At 46.1% G+C, this 19,994-nt stretch carries 10 protein-coding genes; 9 read left to right on the top strand and 1 reads right to left on the bottom strand.

Annotated elements, in window-relative coordinates; all coding sequences use genetic code 11:
• The first annotated feature begins 325 nt into the window (after positions 1 to 325).
• From uvrA to galU, 7 genes are all read left to right on the top strand, one after another.
• A complete protein-coding gene (gene uvrA / locus MHB49_RS30785; protein WP_405154101.1) occupies positions 326 to 3,184 on the top strand; it encodes an excinuclease ABC subunit UvrA in 2,859 nt (952 codons plus the stop codon).
• Positions 3,185 to 3,633: 449 nt separating this feature from the next.
• Entirely contained in the window at positions 3,634 to 3,846 is a 213-nt protein-coding gene (locus tag MHB49_RS30780) for a hypothetical protein (protein WP_090903589.1), read from the top strand.
• Between the two features lie 274 nt (positions 3,847 to 4,120).
• On the top strand, positions 4,121 to 5,287 hold the full coding sequence (locus MHB49_RS30775) for a S1C family serine protease (protein ID WP_405154100.1): 1,167 nt from the start codon (positions 4,121 to 4,123) through the stop codon (positions 5,285 to 5,287).
• A gap of 43 nt (positions 5,288 to 5,330) precedes the next feature.
• Positions 5,331 to 7,229 (top strand): stalk domain-containing protein, encoded by a 1,899-nt coding sequence (locus MHB49_RS30770; protein ID WP_405154099.1) that lies wholly within the window; start codon positions 5,331 to 5,333, stop codon positions 7,227 to 7,229.
• A 330-nt stretch (positions 7,230 to 7,559) separates the two neighbouring features.
• Positions 7,560 to 10,073, top strand: a complete 2,514-nt coding sequence (locus MHB49_RS30765; RefSeq protein WP_405154098.1) for a DUF3656 domain-containing protein — start codon at positions 7,560 to 7,562, stop codon at positions 10,071 to 10,073.
• A gap of 182 nt (positions 10,074 to 10,255) precedes the next feature.
• Positions 10,256 to 13,876: an SNF2 helicase associated domain-containing protein gene (locus tag MHB49_RS30760; RefSeq protein WP_405154097.1), complete on the top strand. Its 3,621-nt coding sequence runs from the start codon at positions 10,256 to 10,258 to the stop codon at positions 13,874 to 13,876.
• Between the two features lie 81 nt (positions 13,877 to 13,957).
• Complete coding sequence (galU, locus tag MHB49_RS30755; protein WP_405154096.1) at positions 13,958 to 14,848, top strand: UTP--glucose-1-phosphate uridylyltransferase GalU; 891 nt, start codon at positions 13,958 to 13,960, stop codon at positions 14,846 to 14,848.
• An 86-nt stretch (positions 14,849 to 14,934) separates the two neighbouring features.
• Here the strand turns inward: galU and MHB49_RS30750 are convergent, their stop codons facing one another.
• Entirely contained in the window at positions 14,935 to 17,166 is a 2,232-nt protein-coding gene (locus MHB49_RS30750) for an O-antigen ligase family protein (RefSeq protein ID WP_405154095.1), read from the bottom strand.
• A 362-nt stretch (positions 17,167 to 17,528) separates the two neighbouring features.
• Between MHB49_RS30750 and MHB49_RS30745 the strand changes: the two genes are divergently transcribed.
• Positions 17,529 to 18,305, top strand: a complete 777-nt coding sequence (locus tag MHB49_RS30745; RefSeq protein WP_405154094.1) for an ABC transporter permease — start codon at positions 17,529 to 17,531, stop codon at positions 18,303 to 18,305.
• 14 nt (positions 18,306 to 18,319) lie between these two features.
• Entirely contained in the window at positions 18,320 to 19,984 is a 1,665-nt protein-coding gene (locus MHB49_RS30740) for an ABC transporter ATP-binding protein (RefSeq protein WP_405154093.1), read from the top strand.
• Positions 19,985 to 19,994 lie beyond the last annotated feature (10 nt).

The following is a 19,994-nucleotide window of genomic DNA, read 5'->3' as shown; positions in this document are numbered from 1 at the left end:
GCGTCCTGGTGTTCAAGGGGAGCCGAGCCAAAGGCAATGGCGACCTTCGCGAGCGAGGCGAAGCCGTGAGCGGCGCTCTCGTGGTAGAGCAGTCATTCAGGATACCGGCCAAGAGGCCGGATCCTGGATGAAGCTGCGGGCACACAACAACCATTCACATAGCAAGACCCGACCAATCACAATTGCACCGCCTGTTTCGGGTGTCCAGAGGGCTGCGCCCTCTGGGGCCCTCCCTTGGAAGGGAGGGTTTGGGAGGGATCGAAAAGCCTTTAAAAAAGGTTGGAATGATAAGGTTGGAATTTCAACATTGAGAGGATGAATACCATTGGCGAGCGAGAACATTGTCATCAAAGGCGCACGAGCGCATAACCTCAAAAACATTGATATCACCATCCCGCGGGACCGTTTTGTTGTATTGACTGGTCTAAGTGGCTCAGGCAAGTCCTCGCTGGCTTTTGATACGATATATGCCGAAGGACAGCGACGTTACGTTGAATCATTATCGGCTTATGCACGGCAGTTCCTGGGACAGATGGAGAAACCGGATGTCGATTCGATTGAAGGGTTGTCACCGGCTATTTCCATAGATCAGAAAACGACAAGTCGTAACCCGCGTTCTACCGTCGGAACGGTTACTGAAATTTATGACTATCTGCGTCTGTTATTTGCGCGTATCGGACATCCTCATTGTCCGGATCATGGCGTGGAGATCACATCTCAGACCGTAGAGCAGATGGTAGACCGCGTGATGCAATATCCTGAGCGGACCCGGTTGCAGATTCTGGCACCGATTGTCTCGGGACGCAAAGGTGAACACAAAAGTGTGTTTTCCGATATCTCGAAACAAGGTTTTGTCCGTGTTCGGGTGAACGGGGAACTACGTGATCTGTCTGAAGATATTCAATTGGAGAAGAACAAAAAGCATACGATTGAAGTTGTTGTTGACCGGATCGTGATCAAGGAAGATGTGCAATCACGTTTGGCCGATTCGATTGAGACTGCACTTAATCTGTCCGGTGGACAACTACTGGTAGATATTATGGGTGAAGAAGAACTGCGTTTCAGTTCCAACTTTGCCTGCCCGGTGTGTGGATTCAGTATTGAAGAGCTGGCGCCGCGCATGTTTTCGTTCAACAGCCCATTTGGAGCCTGCCCGGACTGTGATGGATTAGGTGTCAAAATGATTGTTGATCCGGACTTACTGGTGCCGGATCGCAGCAAAACAATTGAAGACGGTGCGTTTGATGCGTGGACAGGTGGCACATCAACCTATTATCCACAGTTCCTCAAGTCGGTATGCGAACACTTTAACATCCCGCAAAACGTACCTGTAGAAGATCTCCCTGCTGACCAAATGAACAAGCTGTTGCAGGGTACAGGTACGGAGAAAATTCGTTTCCGGTACGAGAATGATTTTGGACAACGGAAAGAAGCACTGGTTACCTTTGAAGGTATTGTGAATAATCTGGAGCGTCGTTACCGTGAGACAGCATCCGAAGGTATCCGTGAATTCATTGAAGGTTATATGAGTGCCAAGCCGTGTGGATCATGTAAAGGACAGCGACTGAAACGTGAAAGCCTTGCTGTTACGATTAACGACCACAACATGGCTTATGTGACAAGTTTGTCCATTGGGGAAGCTGGCCGTTTCTTCGATTCGCTGCAATTGAGTGAGAAAGAGGAAATGATCTCCAAACTTATTTTAAAAGAAATCAACAGCCGTCTCGGCTTCCTGGTGAACGTAGGACTGGATTACCTGACCCTGAGCCGTGCTGCAGGAACGTTGTCTGGTGGTGAAGCTCAGCGGATCAGACTGGCAACACAAATTGGTTCCAGCCTGATGGGCGTGCTGTATATTCTGGATGAGCCGAGTATCGGCCTGCATCAACGGGATAATGATCGTCTGATCTCCACACTCGCTCACATGCGGGATATCGGTAACACACTGATCGTGGTTGAGCATGATGAGGATACAATGATGGCCGCCGATTATATTATCGATATTGGTCCGGGAGCAGGTATCCACGGTGGTACTATCATGTCGCAGGGCACACCTGAAGAAATCATGAATGACGAGAACTCGTTAACGGGTCAATATCTAAGCGGTCGCAAGTTTATTCCGGTACGTACCGAACGTCGTAGTGTCGGAGACCGCTGGCTGGAAGTGCGCGGAGCGAAGGAAAATAATCTGAAAAACCTGAATGTAAAAATTCCGGTTGGTGTATTTACCGCAGTAACGGGTGTATCCGGCTCGGGTAAATCGACGCTAATTAATGAGATTTTGTATAAAACGCTGGCTCGTGATTTGAATCGCGCACGTGTACGCCCAGGTCTGCATAAAGAGATTCGGGGACTGGAACATATCGATAAAGTCATTGATATTGACCAGTCGCCAATTGGACGGACACCACGCTCCAACCCGGCTACGTATACAGGCGTCTTTGATGACATCCGTGATCTGTTTGCACAGACCAATGAAGCCAAAGTGCGCGGATACAAAAAAGGTCGGTTCAGTTTTAATATTAAAGGTGGACGTTGTGAAGCATGTCGTGGGGACGGTATTATCAAAATTGAGATGCACTTCCTGCCAGATGTCTACGTGCCTTGTGAGGTCTGCAAAGGCAAACGGTACAATCGCGAAACCCTTGAAGTTAAATACAAAAACAAAAATATTGCAGATGTGCTGGAAATGACGGTAGAGGATGCAACGCAATTCTTCGAGAACATTCCGAAAATTCATCGCAAAATGCAAACCTTGCTCGACGTGGGTCTGGGCTACATTAATTTGGGCCAGCCTGCAACAACGTTGTCCGGCGGTGAAGCACAACGCGTGAAGCTCGCTTCCGAGCTGTATCGTCGCAGTACAGGCAAAACGATATATATTCTGGATGAGCCAACAACTGGTCTTCATGTGGATGATATTGATCGTCTGCTGAACGTCCTGCATCGTCTGGTCGATTCTGGTGAATCTGTACTGGTTATTGAGCATAACCTGGATGTTATCAAAACAGCCGATTATATCGTTGATCTGGGTCCGGAAGGTGGAAGTGGTGGCGGAACCATTGTTGCGACAGGTACGCCTGAGGATATTATTAAGGTGGAAGCTTCCTATACCGGTAAGTATTTGAAACCAGTGTTGGAGCGGGATACGGAACGAAGCAAGACGTTACAATTGACGGAGTAAATGCTCCAGTATACAGGTTGATTGTGAATATCTAACCCTTTTTTTCATGAAGTAGGCGGCATCGGTGTATGAGCTGATGTCCTCTTCTTCCGAGGAGAAGGGTTTTCTGATATTTTGCCGTTGTCTAAATCTCATTCAGACATTAGTGAAAGTGTTTACATATGCGGTAGAGCAAGCATTCCATCAATCTATTGCCTAACTGGATTTTTTTCATTTTTATGGATGATAGGGCTTGCATTACAAGCAGGGTACAGATAACATAGAGGAAGATATTAGGGTATGCGTTAGCATTCGGCATTTTGCATGACTTGAATCGGTTCAGGGTACAAGTTGTAAGTTGTAAGTTGGAAGTGATAGCCTTATTTCAATTTACTTCATGCTGATGGGGATTCAGTCATTGGATTTATGCAAAATGTATGTTCAACTATGGTGAGGAGGTCTGTCTATCCATGCTGTTTGCAGAAGCTGCCGCGGCGAGTACTTCGAATTTTAATGCGTTTGATATTTTTGTCATCTTGTTTACGATCCTGATTTTCATCGGAGTAGTTCGCCTGATTCGCGCACCGAAGAAGAATTTATTTGCTATCGGATTTGCAGTGGTCAGTCTGCTGGTATTCCTTTTGACGGATTACGCCATGATTACCGGTTGGTTTGGTTCGTAGAGACACCGCTGAACTTACATGAAAACAGTAGGTAGAAGAACAGACAAACACTTTCCAGGCAGTTAAGGAGGGTGTTTTTTTGTGTTTTGCAGAGTGGTTTGGATAATAGGGTCTTCTCTATGGAAATTAGGTCTTAAAGCAATTGTAGAGGAATAATTTGTATGTTAAATTGGAGGATACCGGTATTGCAAAGATAATAGAGAAAAAGATTCAACGATGGATCTTAACGTTTGGTTGCATAACGGAGGATATACAGAGAGGGTCAGGTGAGAGAATGAGAGTGTTGGGGAAAAAGGGCATAGCCATACTGGTGGCTGCTGTACTCTCGATCAGTGTTGCAGCAACGGCTGGAGCAGCGGAGTCTTCATCAAGTATGCAAGCCAAAGTGGTAGATGGACAAGTATATGTCAGTTCAAAGGATTTAGTCAAAGCGCTCGGAGGAAGTGGGCAATATGACGCCAAATCTGGAACGTTTCAGTATAAGGGCAGTGAAGCTGTTCCAAAAGTAATTGAAAAAGTATCTCCATCTGTTGTAGGCATCATCGGCAAATCTACTGAATCACAGGATGGTATCACATCGGATCGCTATAACCTGGCTCACGGTACTGGCGTGATCATACGCTCCAACGGCTGGATTGTGACGAATGCCCATGTGGTTGATGGATTAATCAATCCAGTGGTCGTGACGACCGATGGCAATACATATAAAATCACCAAAACATACAGTGACCCGTTAAGCGATATCGCTCTAATCAAAATTAATGCCAAATCTCTTAAACCGGCGACCTTCGCCAAAGCTTCAAAAACAACCGTTGGAGAAACCGTTATTGCCATCGGCACACCGATTTCCTTCTCTTTGCGCAACTCGGCGACAGTGGGCGTAATCAGTGGTCTTAATCGCGGAGTGGAGGCCACCTATCGCTTGATCCAAACAGATACGGCCATTAACCCAGGCAACAGCGGCGGACCGCTGGTCAACCTCAAAGGGGAAGTCGTCGGTATTAACTCTATGAAATTTTCAGCAGTGGGTATCGAGAGCATGGGATTTTCGATTCCAGTAGATACCGTTCAATATATTATTAATCAATTCTTTGAATACGGAAAAATCAAGCGTGCAAGCCTCGGATTGCAACTTGAAGAGAGCTGGTCAGCGATTGTAGGCCTGCCTACGGATGATCCTTTGACAATTACGGGCGTGCTGTCACCTCAAGCGAAGAAAGCCAAAATCAAAGAGGGAGATGTATTATACAGTGTGGCAGGCACACGTGTGTCCTCTGTGGTGGATATCAATGAGCTGCTCAAAACGTATGTGCCAGGACAGAAGGTCAAACTGCTGATGCAAACAGACGGCGATATTGTCACTCGGACGGTGGTCCTTGCTGATCGAGCGGATATCCAGGACGATGAAGATGAGCAGTTCCCTGTAGATGAAGATCAATAAAGCCCGGCGAGCCATCCGGATCCAGAGAGGACGAATGAACGGAATGAAAAAAACTTTTTTACGTGTGCTGAGCACAGGTGTGTTAGCCGGGATGCTGAGCATTGGAACGGCATTGCCTGCGTGGGCATCCGATCTTACGACGAGTGAGCTGCGGATCACAGCAGGAAGCACGAGCGCTTACATCAACGGCAGCAAACAGACAATCGCGAAACCATATAAGTTCAAAGGGGTTACGATGGTTCCTGTCGGTGTATTCAAGAAGGCGTTTGGCAGTGAAATTCGGCTGGAAAAGAATGATGTGGTCAAAGTTAAGGAAGGTCCGCATACGGTCACCTTAACGATTGGTAGTTCCATTGCCTGGGTGGATGGAGTCAAAAAAGAGATGGGTGCAGCTCCAAAAATGGTGAATGGGGTGCTTATGGTTCCACTCCGCCCGGTAGCTGCGGGGATCGGCGCTACACTTGCCCCAAGCAGCTCAGGAGAAATGGCCATTCGTTTATTGCAAACGGATGAATCGGCAGATGACGACGAGGGCGGCATTAATCTGGACGAAGGCAAAACGAGAATTGGTAACAGTTATTACGGCTGGTCTATTAATTACCCATCAGACCTCATGATTCTGCAAGCGGGTGACCAGGAGCGCATGATGACATTTGGCGCGGAGGACAGCAGTTATTATCTTGAAGTGTATGTGAGCGACCAGGAAGTGAGTCTGGATTCGGATGATTTGTTGCAACAACTGGTTCAGGAAGCAAAAGAGAGCGGAGATACAGTGCTCGATCGGGAATCAATTACCAAAGGGAAAACCCCTTATGCGCGGATTGTGGTTAAAGATGCGGACGGGGTGTTATGGGAAATGCGCCAATATATCCATGATGGTCGCCAATATGATGTATATCTTGCGGATTATGAAGCTCTGAATTATAAGGATCTGGGCAAACGTGCAGCGCTGCTCAATTCATTCCAGCCTACTTATGTTCAGTCAGATCGTACAATTAAGGATCTTTCGACTGTTGAAGAGGGGATGCGCTTGACCTGGAATGACGATTATGGCATCGAACTGAAGATTCCAGCAGGCTGGTCCATGGACAATACTCAGATGATATACGAAGCCAAGGATGGTGCATATCTGCAACTGCGTGTTACATCTGCACCGAAAGGTGCGACGGTCAAAGAGTGGAGCGGCCAACTGGACAAATGGATGCGTGAAACGTTCACACCGGAAAGTTATGAACCGATCGGTTCGTATACGATGGATGTATCAGGCGAGACTGCTGAGGTGAATGAGTTCCGTTATAACTTTGGCGATGGATGGCAGACGGAGTTCGATGTTCTTTTGCAGAAAAACGGCTATCGCTATTATGCAGAGTATACGTTCCCTGAGGAGCAGACGAAGGACCGTGAATGGTTTAAGAGTATCATGAAGAGCGTCGAGATTGATTTTGATACCGTATCTGATAATTTCGGACAGCTGGATGAAGACCCGTATTTGACGGATAAAACAAAAGCTGTGACACGAACGTCCAAACGTTATCATTACAGTGTGGATATTCCGCGGTACTGGACGCCGTACAATGATCGATTTGAGTATTCTCCCGTCGTGTATACCTTCACAGGTGGTCAGTTCTCCATTGCTGCGAGTGAGGACAAATCCATTGAAATGACCGTCAGTCAACTTCGAGAGGCTTATGCGGAAGCAACCAAAACGCGTAAAAACTTCAAATTGCTTAGCAGTGAGGAATTGACGTTTGCGGGTGTGCCTGCGTTTTCCTTCAACTATCATGAAGTGGATAATGGTGTGCCGTATACCGGACGTCAGATCGTGTTTGAACAGAACGGAACGACGTATACGATTACAAGCGGGCTGAATGACGCCAACAAGACGGAAGTTCAGGCAGCAGCGCTGGAAAAAGCCGTGAACTCATTTACTTTTATCAAATAATGCAAGTGCTGAAATAAATAGATTCATGTTGCCGGAGGGTCAAGAGACCTTCCGGTTTTTCATGTTGAGATGGAAATGAAAATGATAAACGGTTTTTTCAGGAAAGCGTAGAAGAGTCAGTGCAGAAGTGGTACAATATATTAGTTCAGGAGTTATGACTGCTGATCTGATAAATAAAGATGACTGTAGGCTTGGGAATCAGGCAATACAGACATAATGTATAGATATAGCGATACAGTGACAATGCAGACGTATGAAATTAAAGTACAGAATTTAGCGTACAGGATATACGGATCAAATCCGGCTATGCCGGTTATGGGGAGGATACACATGAAAACAGCAACAATACGAAGAGAAGACGTTGAGCTTCTGGCACCTGCAGGTGACTGGGACTGTATGCGTTCGGCGGTAGCCAACGGCGCGGATGCAATTTTCTTCGGAGTCGAAAAATTTAATGCACGGGCACGCGCGAACAATTTCCGTATGGACGAGCTGCCGGAGATTATGGCGTTTTTGCACAGTTATGGCGTAAAAGGCTTTTTGACCTTTAATATATTGATTTTTGAAAATGAATTGACGGATGCCAAAGAACTGATCGACGCTTGTGTTGATGCAGGTGTGGACGCCGTGATTGTACAGGATTTGGGTTTGGTCAAAATGATTCGCGAGATCTCACCGGATTTCCCGATCCACGGTTCCACCCAAATGACGATTACGTCACCGGAAGCGGTGGAGTTTACGAAGCCATTTGATATGGAACGTGTCGTTCTTGGACGGGAGAACAACCTGAAGCAGATTCAGAAGATCGGAGAACAGGCGAAGCTGCCGATGGAAGTATTTGTTCACGGTGCACTATGTGTGTCTTATTCCGGGCAATGTCTGACTTCTGAAATGTGGGGTGGACGCTCCGCCAATCGTGGGGAATGTGCACAGGCTTGTCGTCTGCCGTACGACCTGATGGTGGATGGCGAGCATAAACCGATGGGCGATGTGGCGTATCTGTTGTCTCCGAAGGATTTGGCTGCGATTGACTTGATGCCGGAACTGATCGAAGCAGGCGTAACTTCCTTCAAAATCGAAGGACGTCTCAAAACGCCGGAATACGTGGCCAACGTGGTTAGTAAATACCGCAAAGCGATCGACCGTTACTTTGATGGAGATAATACGCCTCCAAGCAAGGAAGAAGTTCGTGAATTGCAGCAAAGCTTCTCTCGTGGATTCACGCACGGTTTCCTGGAAGGAACGAACAATAAACAGCTGGTTGACGGCACGTTCCCGAAAAGCCGTGGCGTCTACCTGGGTCGTGTAGACCAAGTATTGCGTGATGGTGTCGTCCTGAAGCTCGATGCGCCAGTGAAACGTGGAGACGGCATCGTATTTGATGCCGGAGATCCGACCAAGAAGGAAGAGGGCGGACGTGTTTACGATGTACGTCGCAAAGGTGTGAAGCTTGAAGGCGAAGCCGAGGAAGGCTGGATCGTGGACGTTGTACCAGGCCGTAGTGACGTGGACCTGCGCCGCGTGAAAGTTGGCGACAAAGTATGGAAAACGAATGATCCGGCGCTGGACAAACGTCTGCGTCAGAGCTTTGAAACCGAGAAGCCTTATCGCATCTTCCCGGTAAACGTCAAAGTGATCGGCAGCCCAGGGCAGCCGCTTAGCACCTGGTGGACGGACGTGCAGAAGGGCACGACCGTCCGTGTGAATTCCGAGATGGAACTGGATATTGCCCAGAAGCGTCCAATGACGCACGAACTGCTCGAAGAGCAATTTGGACGTCTGGGCGGCACCGTGTTCCAGCTGGAAGAATTGGACGTCAACCTGCACGGTGACGTCATCATCCCGATGCGCGAGTTGAATAACATTCGCCGTCAGGCGGTGGAACAACTCGCGGGCGAGCGTCCTAAACCGCCCGTCTACGTGAAACGGGCGGTGGAAGTCTACGGCGATGCGGTTAAACCAGCAGCGCCAGTGGCTCGCGGTCATGCAGAGCTGACCGCGCTCTGCCGCAGCCTGCCACAAGTGGAGGCAGCGCTGGAAGCTGGTGTCGGCATGATCTACGCCGACTTCGAGTTTATCAAGCAGTTCCCGGCAGCGGTGGAAGCTGTTCGTGCCGCTGGCCGCAAGATTGCGTTGGCAACACCACGCATTCATATGCCTGGCGAGAACGGGTACCACAACAACATCCTGCGTTTGCAGCCGGATGCTGTGCTCGTACGGAATACGGGTGCATTGTACTTCTACTTGCGTCATCGGATGGAGAACCCGGAAGCGAAGCACCCGGAATTGATCGGCGACTTCTCGCTCAACATCGCCAATCACAAAGCAGTGGAACTGTTCCTGGAAGCGGGTTGTGACTGGATTACGCCTTCTTATGACCTGAACATTCAGCAAATGGTTGATTTGCTGGGACACTCCCGTACAAGTCAGACGGAAGTCGTTATTCATCAGCATCTGCCGATGTTCCATACCGAGCACTGTGTGTACTGTACGTTTATGAGTGAAGGAACGGACTATACGAACTGTGGGCGTCCTTGTGAAGATCACCGGGCTTCCTTGCAAGACCGGATCGGCATGTCCCACCCGGTACGTGTGGACGAAGGCTGCCGTAATACCGTGTATAATGCGGTGGAACAATCCGGTGCAGAATATCTGACCAACTTTATGGATCTGGGTGTATCCCGCTACCGTGTGGAATTCCTGGAGGAAACTCCAGAGCAGGTGCGCGAGGTTATTGATCTGTATAACCGTGCGCTGCGTGGCGAGATCAGTGGTACACAAGTTTGGAAAACACTGAAAGCAACCAACCAGCTTGGCGTAACGCGTGGTCAACTGGTAAAATAATAGAGCGATACAGAAATAAACTAGTAACCAGCAACAAGTATGAACGATGAACTATACTGCAACCCCAATCTCTGCTTTACGGAGCTCTTGGGGTTTTTTCTATAAAAGAGACTAGAACTACGCCGATATCAGATTCGTATGGGGTATCTTGGTTGTTAGAGAAATAGAGGAGGCGAAGAACCGTGGCGCCATTCACGATGATGGATATCAAATTGCTGTGCGGGGTCACGGCATTCAAACGGGGAGAAGCATATAACCAATCTGGCAGGGTGACCAATCTGGTCGCCAGTCAGGATGAACGTCATTACGAAGCTGTGGTTCGAGGTACAGAACGATACAAAGTAACGGTTGACCTGGATGATGCTGGTGAGGTTGTTGCCGGATGCAGTTGTCCGGGCGATGGGAGATATTATGACTATTGCAAACATGTGGCTGCCGTTTTATTGGCGATCCATGAATGGGGAGAACAGCGTGACACGGGCTCTCAAACATCGTCGAAGCTGGTGTCTAAACCTGATCGTGGCTCCAGTTCCAGAATAGGAACACTGGTAGAGGAGCATGAATGGGAGCGCCCCAATTCCATTTTAAATACCGACTCAGTAATGAATGCGGCTTCTCATTCAACTTCATCTGCTCAGGTCTTTGCATCCGAGCCACTGCCTTCCGATTCCAAGCTTGATGACCATGCGGACAGGGATCGTCCGTCTGTCCATTTCGCTCAAGCGGGTCGACCAAGCTCTGCTCCTGGATGGGGAAGATCAGCAGATAAACCTTCGTACCGAACAGCCGATCAGATTCTTTCCATGTTTGCCAAAGAACGCAGCCCTTTGCATGCAAATGATCGTAAATACACTGCGCCTGTAACCCGGTCTTCATTGCGGGAGGAGCTGCAGCTCCAATTTATATGCAAGCTTGTGCAGGTTCACAAAGGCGGAGCCAAACTCGCGCTTGAACTGAAGGTCGGAAATAAACGTCTGTATGTCGTTCAGAAAGTGAAGCAATTCCTGAACTGCATTGAGAATGGTGAGCCGATGTCGTTTACCAAGCTCTTCTTTTACGACCCTTCAATGCATTATTTTAATCCACAGGATCAGGCGATCCTGTCTATGCTTATCCGGATGAGGCAGAGTGAGGAAGCGTACCGCGAATCCATCTCCGGCTACTTGGGTGCTTCAGACGGAAGAGATATCTTGATTGCTCCTCTGGTCTGGAAGCCTCTATTGGATTTGCTGCTTCAGGCAGATAGCCGGATGGAGGGAACAGGGTTGGCGAATGGACCGCTCACTTTGGGCGAGGGGGCACTGCCTTTATTTTACCGTATTGCGCAGGGGACTAATGAAGGTTATCAGCTTGAGATTTCCGGATTGCGTGAGTTGATTCTTCTTCCAGCCTATGATGCTGCCGTGGTGGAAGGGCAATTGCATATGTTGGAGCCGATGCAGATGCGAAGTCTGGAGGATTTGAGCAGAGCGCTCACTTCTTACGGGATCAAGGAAAGTATCGATATTTCTGCTCAGCAGGTGGATGAATTTGTGCAGCATGTCGTGCCGGAACTGCGTACACTTGGACATCTGTCCATCGACTCCCAGGTGAGAGAACGAATTGCAGAGCCGGAGCTTGCGCCAAAGTTATATATTGATTTCTACCGGGAACGAATTACTGCGCGTCTGGAGTTTGATTATGGTGTAATGGTGATTAATCCGCTGGCCGAATATTTGATCGATGAGGAAGAGAAAAAGGTAATTTTGGTACGTGACCGCCATGCGGAGAGGAACCTAATTGACCGGCTGGATCACTCTTTCCTGGAACGGGAAGGCAGCGTGTGGGCGAGTGAACGTGAAGATGCTATCTATGATGTGATGTATCATTTACTGCCGGAGCTTGAGAAGAAGGTAGATATCTATATCCCGAATGCAGTGAAGGCCATGGTACAATCCTATCCGACACCACCGAAAGTTCGGGCAGATCTGGGCAAAGGCTTGGATTGGCTGGAGATCTCATTCGAGATGGAAGGGGTAGATGAGCTGGAGCTTCAGGAAATTATGCGCAGCATTGTGGAAAAGAAACCGTATTTCCGCTTGCGCAGCGGTGTGTTTGTCTCTCTCGAAAATGAAGGAGCCGACAGCTTCGCACACATGGCGGATTCGCTTGGACTTGCGTCGGGCGATATCAAGGACAGCCATATTCGGCTGCCGGCAGTCCGAGCGCTGCAGCTTCCAGGTCGGGACGAGGTTTCTGGACATGTGAAGTGGGGCGGTTCTCTGAAACGTTTCCTGGATGATCTTCGTGACCCCGAGCGGATGGATTTTGCCTTGCCGGATGCACTTGCTCCTGTGCTGCGTGATTATCAGGCCAGTGGGTACCAGTGGCTGCGTACACTCGCATTTTACCGATTTGGCGGCATTCTGGCAGATGATATGGGACTTGGAAAAACGCTGCAAAGTATCGCTTATATCGCGGCAGAACTGAAAGAAAATCCGAAACAGCACATTAGCAATCCAAGTGATGCTAGCCACACCGTCGATGAGGGAATTTTCGAGAGTAACATCCCAGATGAAGTACAGGCCGGATTGTTGCACCAACAACCTGCTCATCCTCCAGTACTCGTCGTTGCACCAGCTTCATTAACGTACAACTGGGCGAATGAATTTGCCCGATTTGCACCGCATTTGCGAGTATTGATTGCAGCGGGGCAGAAAGACGAACGAGCCAGTGTGCTCTCAGGCATGGATGACGCAGATGTTATTGTAACTTCCTACCCGCTATTGCGGCGTGATCTGGACACATATCTCGGAAGAACATTTCATACGCTTATTTTGGATGAAGCCCAAGCGATTAAGAACTCATCTTCGCAGACGGCACAGGCGGTTAAACAGATTCAGGCACCACGTCGCTTCGCTCTTACAGGAACACCCGTGGAAAACTCCTTGGATGAGCTGTGGTCGATCTTTGAAGCGGTTTTCCCGGGCCTATTTCCAAGCTATCGCAGATTCCGAGATCTGCCTCCTGAACGCATTGCCCGGATGGTCCGTCCTTTTATTCTCCGTCGTCTGAAGAAAGATGTACTGGAAGAACTGCCGGATCGTATTGAAACCGTACAGCGCTCCGAACTAAAGGACGAACAGAAGAAACTATATGCCGCCTACCTGTCCCAGCTTCAGGATGAGACATCCAAGGACATGGAAGAGAACGGTTTTCAGAAGAATCGGATCAAAATACTTGCTGGTATTACACGCCTGCGCCAGTTGTGCTGTCATCCCGCTCTCTTTGTGGAGGGTTATCAAGGGGATTCCGGGAAAATGGAACAGCTGCTGGAGACGGTCCAGGATTGTCTGGCTGCTGGCAAGCGGATTCTCATCTTCTCCCAGTTCGCAAGCATGCTGAATCTGATTCGACAGACGCTCGCTGCACAGGGGAGAGATTTGTTCTACCTGGATGGTCAGACACCTGCACAAAGTCGGGTAGACATGTGCCGCAGATTCAACGAAGGTGAAGCTGAGCTGTTCCTGATCTCCTTGAAAGCTGGCGGTACCGGATTGAATTTAACGGGTGCCGACACCGTAATTTTATATGACCTTTGGTGGAATCCCGCCGTAGAAGAACAGGCCATCGGGCGTGCCCATCGTATGGGGCAGAAACAAGTTGTACAGGTTATCCGTCTCGTTACGGAAGGTACGATTGAAGAGAAGATTCTGGAGCTGCAGCAGCGCAAAAAAGATCTGATTGCCGAAGTCATTGAACCGGGAGATCGAGGATCGACTACCTTATCCGAGCAGGATATCCGGGAGCTGTTGATGGTATAATGAAGTCCAATCACATTGGAGTTTGCCATCATTTAATATATTAAAATATGACTCTAGCAAAAAAAAGGAGTGGGGCTCAGCATGCGTATTCGCAAAGCAATTATTCCAGCGGCCGGGCTCGGTACCCGGTTTCTGCCTGCCACGAAGGCGATGCCCAAGGAAATGTTACCAATCGTTGATAAACCAACGATCCAGTACATTATTGAAGAAGCTGTGGCTTCAGGTATTGAGGATATCATTATCGTAACAGGTAAAGGTAAACGGGCCATTGAAGATCATTTTGACTACTCATTCGAGCTGGAGCAGAACCTGGCTGGTAAACAGAAGTGGGATCTGCTGAATGAAGTGCGCAAGCCCTCCGAGATGGCAGACATCCATTATATCCGTCAAAAGGAACCAAAAGGTCTTGGACACGCCATCTGGTGTGCCCGCAAGTTTATCGGAAATGAACCATTTGCTGTCCTGCTGGGAGATGACATTGTGGAGTCCAATCATCCTTGTCTTCAGCAAATGATTGAAGTCTATGATGAATTGCAATCTCCGATCGTAGGTGTACAGCCAGTGGATTGGAGCGAAGTGTCTCGTTACGGGATTGTGGACGGGGAATTACTCTCTCCGACTGACAATCGTGTATTCCGCGCCCGTCGTTTGATCGAGAAACCGAAGACCGAAGAATCACCTTCGAATCTGGCGATTATGGGACGTTATATTCTGACACCGGACATCTTCGATATCCTTGGTCAGCAGTCTGCTGGCGTGGGTGGAGAAATCCAGCTAACGGATGCCTTGTCCCGTCTGAATGACCAACGGCAGATTCTTGCCTATCACTTTGATGGTCTGCGTCATGACGTTGGGGAGAAGCTTGGTTTTATTGAAACCACGATTCATTATGCGCTCCAGCGCCCGGACTTGCGGGAGGATTTGTTGAAGTATTTGGAGCAGATTGTATCTTCGAACTTGCATAGGGATTAAATGCAAAAAAAGGTTTGCCCTGATAAGGGCAAACCTTTTTGCTGTGAAATTTATATTTGGATGAAATCGCTAGTGTATCTTGTTAATTAGAAGTTCAATTCAGCGATTTGTTTAATCTCATCTGCTTCGTTAGGGGCGATTGCAATGAGCTTATCATAGACAGCTTGATCCTGTTGTCCTTCTTTCGTCAGCGCTGCCAGATACCACCTTGCAATTTCACGGTTGGTTGCATCGGTTAAATCCTCTGCTATCCCACCTTTCAGGATGGCAGCAGCTCCGGCCGCGTCGTTTAACATATATTTCATTTTCCCTGAATTGAGGATCATGGTTGGAGTCAGCTCAAAGGCTTCTCCCTGCATTTGTCCTTCAGGCAGAGTCTTCAGATGTGCAATTCCGTCTACAACGTGCTGATAAGCATCCAGACCCGAAGCGAAGTACGATTCCTTCTTAGTTGTATCCCCTTGTCCAAGTACCTGATACCCAAGATTGAAGGAGCGACTGATCAACTGTTCATACCAGCTCATATCCCAGGCATAATTGTCAGCGTACTCTTTTTGGAGAGTATAGGCTTGGTCAGCCTCACCCTTCAATTCGTACAGATTGATGAGTTGCTTCACCATGCTCTTATTGAATGGCTCGGCTTCAAGACCATGCTTGAGCAACTGTACGGAGGCAGTATAGAACTGATCATCTTTTGTCTGCTCGTAGCCCTGTTGATAGAGGGAAGAAAGCATCAGCAATGAATCAAAATGTGTACTGCGAATAGATAAGTCCTTGTCCAGTGGAGCTTTGATCTCTTCAAAAGACTGACTGGTCTGTGCGACTTCTTTGGCCTCATATGCGTAATAATTGGCTTGTAGAAAACGAACAGATACAATGAGCAGAATGATTACAGCTACTCCGGCAATCACACTATAAATCCCACGAGCTGTGGAGTCACTAAGCTTCAATCGACGCATCGGCTTAGGATCCATCGCAGCAGCCATTCCCCCGACACCAAGGAATACCAAAATTCCAATAAAGACATAACTCATATTGAAATCGAGGATACTCAGTACCAGAATGGACATGGATAGAATGAAGTACACGAAATGAGATTCGCGCTCTTCCTCACTCCTTCTTACATAGGCACGTACATATTGATAGAAAACAAAGAGAATGAATGCCATAAACACAATAAATCCAATAACCCCGACCTCGACCAGATATTGCATGAAGAAGTTGTGCACTTGAGCACTGAGATACGGATTGTTCTGATATTTTTCATATAAAGAAATCCACGCACCACCACCTGCACCAATAATCGGATAGTCAGCGACGAGCTTCATGGCATCTTTATAAAACGTAATACGCTCCAGCACACTGTGCTGTTGGAAATTGATATTTTCAAGCCGCGTACTAATGCTGTCTGGCAAAATGTTGCGCACGCTGGTACTGAGCAGAAGCACGGCAACAATGACGGTGAGAACGACGGAGCCTAGTGGAATCCATAAACTGGACCCTTTCCGGTTTGACCAGGATTGAAGTCTGCCCTCGAGGCGAGGTGCAATCCAGCGCTGGATAACCCAACATAACAACGCCACAACTATGGATGCAACAATTAGATAAATCCAACCCTTGGCTGCGAGTGAGCCAGAGTATTGCTTTTGTACTTCTAGTCCAGCTGTATTTATCGGATTTAAAACGATAAGTGTACCGATTCCTGCTACTCCACAATAGATAAACCACAAAATTTGCTTTGCAGGTTTCAACAGCAACAAAAGAATAATAAACACAATCGGAAGCATGACAAGCCCCGTCCGGGAGAGTGTCAACAGTAGGGACAGGATGATCGGCACAAGCATGAAACCATGTAGAAGCTGCATGTACCCTTTTTTGGAACGGATCATACTAAAAATGGTAATAAACAGAAATGCCATCAGGAAAGCGGCGTATGTATTGGGATACTGAAACACCGATGCAAGCCGTGGACCGTTTGAATCGCTCCAGATGGCTTGATTATAGACGCCATTCACGACACCAGATGAGAACCACCCGACAAGCTTGCCTGCGAAACTAAAGGCCCCCAGCCAATTTAACAACCCAAATCCGACAATTACATATGCAATTCCTATTAAGGAAGATTGTATGATATGATTGGTTTTGTTGTTTTTGAGTAGGTACATAGTCATTACAAAGATCATGGCATAAATACATTGGATAAGGATCATGTTAACTGCCAGATATTTTGATGCTGCACTTACGAGTGACAAGATGTAGGTGAGTGGCAGTAATATCACCGCGATTTTAAGCCAATCTTGCTGTGTTTCTAGTTTCATGTGCTTGAAAGAGGCAGCTGCCCAAATAACGAATAGTAGGGTTGAAATTACAACTGCCCAATAAATGGGGCCATCGTATTGGAGCAATTGCCCATTAAATAACGCAACTTGGAAAGAGGACCAGAGTAAAAATAAGCTGAGTCCTATGGTCAATGTCCATAGCAGTGGCGTAGTCGAGTTGCTATTTGCTTTCCTCGACGTCTTATTAGATTTCCCGTATACTGGATTCGACAAGGTATGATTCTCCTTTTCTTGTAGATACGACAATATTCTAGCACAAGAAATCAAATTGTTAAAACATTGATAGATAAAGGATGGAAAGTTCTAATTACTTAGATACGATAGGATGTGGAATTTGTATTATGTTAATGAAATTATTGGGGGTTCGTAATTACGGTTTTCTACTTTCCCAACTGGTAGAACGTGATTTTAAAAACAAATACAGGAGATCCGCTTTGGGTGTTCTCTGGAGTTTGTTTAATCCCCTTCTTATAATGGCTGTACAATTTATGGTGTTTTCTACGATATTCCGCTTTGATATACCGAATTATGCAGTATATCTCTTAAGCGGAATTGTTATGTTTAACTATATGTCTGAAGCTACTTCGCAATCAATGACATGTATTATTCAAAATTCTTCTCTAATTAACAAAGTGTATGTGCCCAAATATATTTATCCTTTTTCTCGCGTGTTGTCTAGCGGGGTTAATTTTCTGTTTTCGTTATTAGCCCTTTATATAGTAATTATTTTTAGTGGAATGGATATTACTTATCATCACGTGGCTCTTTTATATGGATTTGTTTGTTTGTTTGTATTTACGTACGGAGTCTCTTTGTTCCTCGCTTCTGTAATGGTCTTCTTTAGGGATACTCAATTTTTGTACGGTGTAATTTTAACAGTTTGGACCTACTTAACTCCCATTTTTTATCCTGAAAGTATTTTACCTTCACAAATTTCGTCAGTCATAGAATTTAATCCTATGTACCATTTTATAAGATTTGTTCGAGTAATTATTTTAAATAACGGGTTCCCTGATCCTAAAGCGTGGCTTTTGTGTGCAGTATTTTCTATGATGAGTATTTTAATAGGCGCGTATGTCTTCAAGAAAACACAAAATAAATTTATTCATTATTTATAAGGTGAGGGTTCATTTTGATAAAAGTTGAGAATGTAACTATGAAGTTTCGTATGGCAAATGACAGAATTAACAGTCTGAAGGAATTTGTTGTAAAAAAAACATTGGGCAAAATAACATATAAAGAATTCACAGCACTTAAGAATGTTTCGTTCTCTATTCAAAAGGGTGAGGTAGTTGGAATAATAGGAAGTAATGGCGCGGGTAAAAGTACCCTTCTAAAGGTCATATCGGGAATTATGCAACCAACAACAGGCTCTGTTAAGGTCGAAGGTTCCATTGCTCCTATGCTGGAACTGGGAGCTGGTTTTGATGTCGACTTAACGGCTAGAGAAAATATTTTTCTTAATGGAGCTGTGCTGGGCTATTCTAAAAAATATCTAACAGAAAGATATGATGATATTGTTGAATTTTCAGAATTAGCTGAATTTATGGACGTGCCTATTCGGAATTTCTCTTCAGGCATGACCATGCGTCTTGCTTTTTCAATAGCAACACTTGTTAATCCTGATATTCTCATTGTAGATGAGATTTTATCTGTCGGGGATGGGAGTTTCCAGAAAAAAAGTGCGAAACGAATGGGTGAACTGATGAGCGGAGGAACAACAGTAATATTAGTTTCTCATAGTATTGAGCAAATTAAGGCGATGTGCTCAAAGGTTATATGGCTTGAAGATGGTTTAGTACAGATGGTAGGAGATACACGGGATGTATGTAAGGCTTACAACGATAAAATGAAAAACGATTATCTAATAAATGAACAGAAAACTATGAGTAAGAAGGAAGATAACACAGACTGGAAAACGAAATTGTATACACCAACATCAATTGAAAAAATAGAGGAACTATATTTTATAGTGGACTGTTGGCATCATCGTGTTATTTATAACGATAATTTAACAGATCCTATCAAAAATTGGAAAACTTTATCCAATAATATAGGTGATCCGCATTCTATAGTTAGTGACGGAATATTCTATCTCGTTGAAGATGCACAGCTTAATGAGGTCAAGGTATTTAAGAAAGAAAACAATAGTTTCAGACAAATACAGACTATAGAACAATTGGGACAAAGACCAAACAGATTGATATATGATAGTGATAACAAGAAATATTATGGCATTTCTGCAATGTCACAACATGTATTTGTATTAAGTAATGAAGAAGATGAGACGATAATTTGTGAAAAAGTTATAAGACTTGGCTATTTAAAAGAAGGCTCATATATAAGATCTATTAGTCTAATTGACAAAGAATTGTATTTCGTTTCGGGTCCGGGGAAAATAATAGTTGCAAACTATATGAACTCATCTTTTGATAAGCTCCGTGAGTATAAAGTTCCATTTGAACTACAAGGTATGAATGATATCACTAAGATCGACTCGTATTATTATATTAGCGTTTATCAAAATGGAGCAGGTGAAATTGCACCTAGATTAGTAAGGGTAAAAGACTTGGATGATTTGGCTCAGTCCAAGTATGAAGACATTTATGCTGAATTAGGACTAAGAGGGGTACCATATAACTTTTCATTTATTGAAGATCGGGTTTTCTTAACTGAGATTGACTCGTATTCTAGCATAATCTCCTTCAAAGTGGATGGAGACAAAATAGTAGATGTTTGTTCACATTACGAGGCAGGTGCTGCTGCTGATTCCTCTTTATGGAGACGCAATTCCTAGTGATCACGGT

Origin of the sequence: Paenibacillus sp. FSL K6-0108 (assembly GCF_045040695.1) — a bacterium.
In the GTDB taxonomy this organism is placed as follows: domain Bacteria; phylum Bacillota; class Bacilli; order Paenibacillales; family Paenibacillaceae; genus Paenibacillus; species Paenibacillus pabuli_B.
The sequence above is the reverse complement of the archived record's forward strand: the minus strand, read 5'-3'. Positions and strand labels throughout refer to the sequence as shown.

Excerpts from the sequence above, each read along its gene's own strand:
- MHB49_RS30770 (WP_405154099.1), top strand. The coding sequence starts at position 5,331 with ATGAAAAAAACTTTTTTACGTGTGCTGAGCACAGGTGTGTTAGCCGGG.
- MHB49_RS30750 (WP_405154095.1), bottom strand. The coding sequence starts at position 17,166 with ATGAAACTAGAAACACAGCAAGATTGGCTTAAAATCGCGGTGATATTA.
- galU (WP_405154096.1), top strand. The coding sequence starts at position 13,958 with ATGCGTATTCGCAAAGCAATTATTCCAGCGGCCGGGCTCGGTACCCGG.
- MHB49_RS30775 (WP_405154100.1), top strand. The coding sequence starts at position 4,121 with ATGAGAGTGTTGGGGAAAAAGGGCATAGCCATACTGGTGGCTGCTGTA.
- MHB49_RS30765 (WP_405154098.1), top strand. The coding sequence starts at position 7,560 with ATGAAAACAGCAACAATACGAAGAGAAGACGTTGAGCTTCTGGCACCT.
- MHB49_RS30745 (WP_405154094.1), top strand. The coding sequence starts at position 17,529 with ATGTTAATGAAATTATTGGGGGTTCGTAATTACGGTTTTCTACTTTCC.
- MHB49_RS30780 (WP_090903589.1), top strand. The coding sequence starts at position 3,634 with ATGCTGTTTGCAGAAGCTGCCGCGGCGAGTACTTCGAATTTTAATGCG.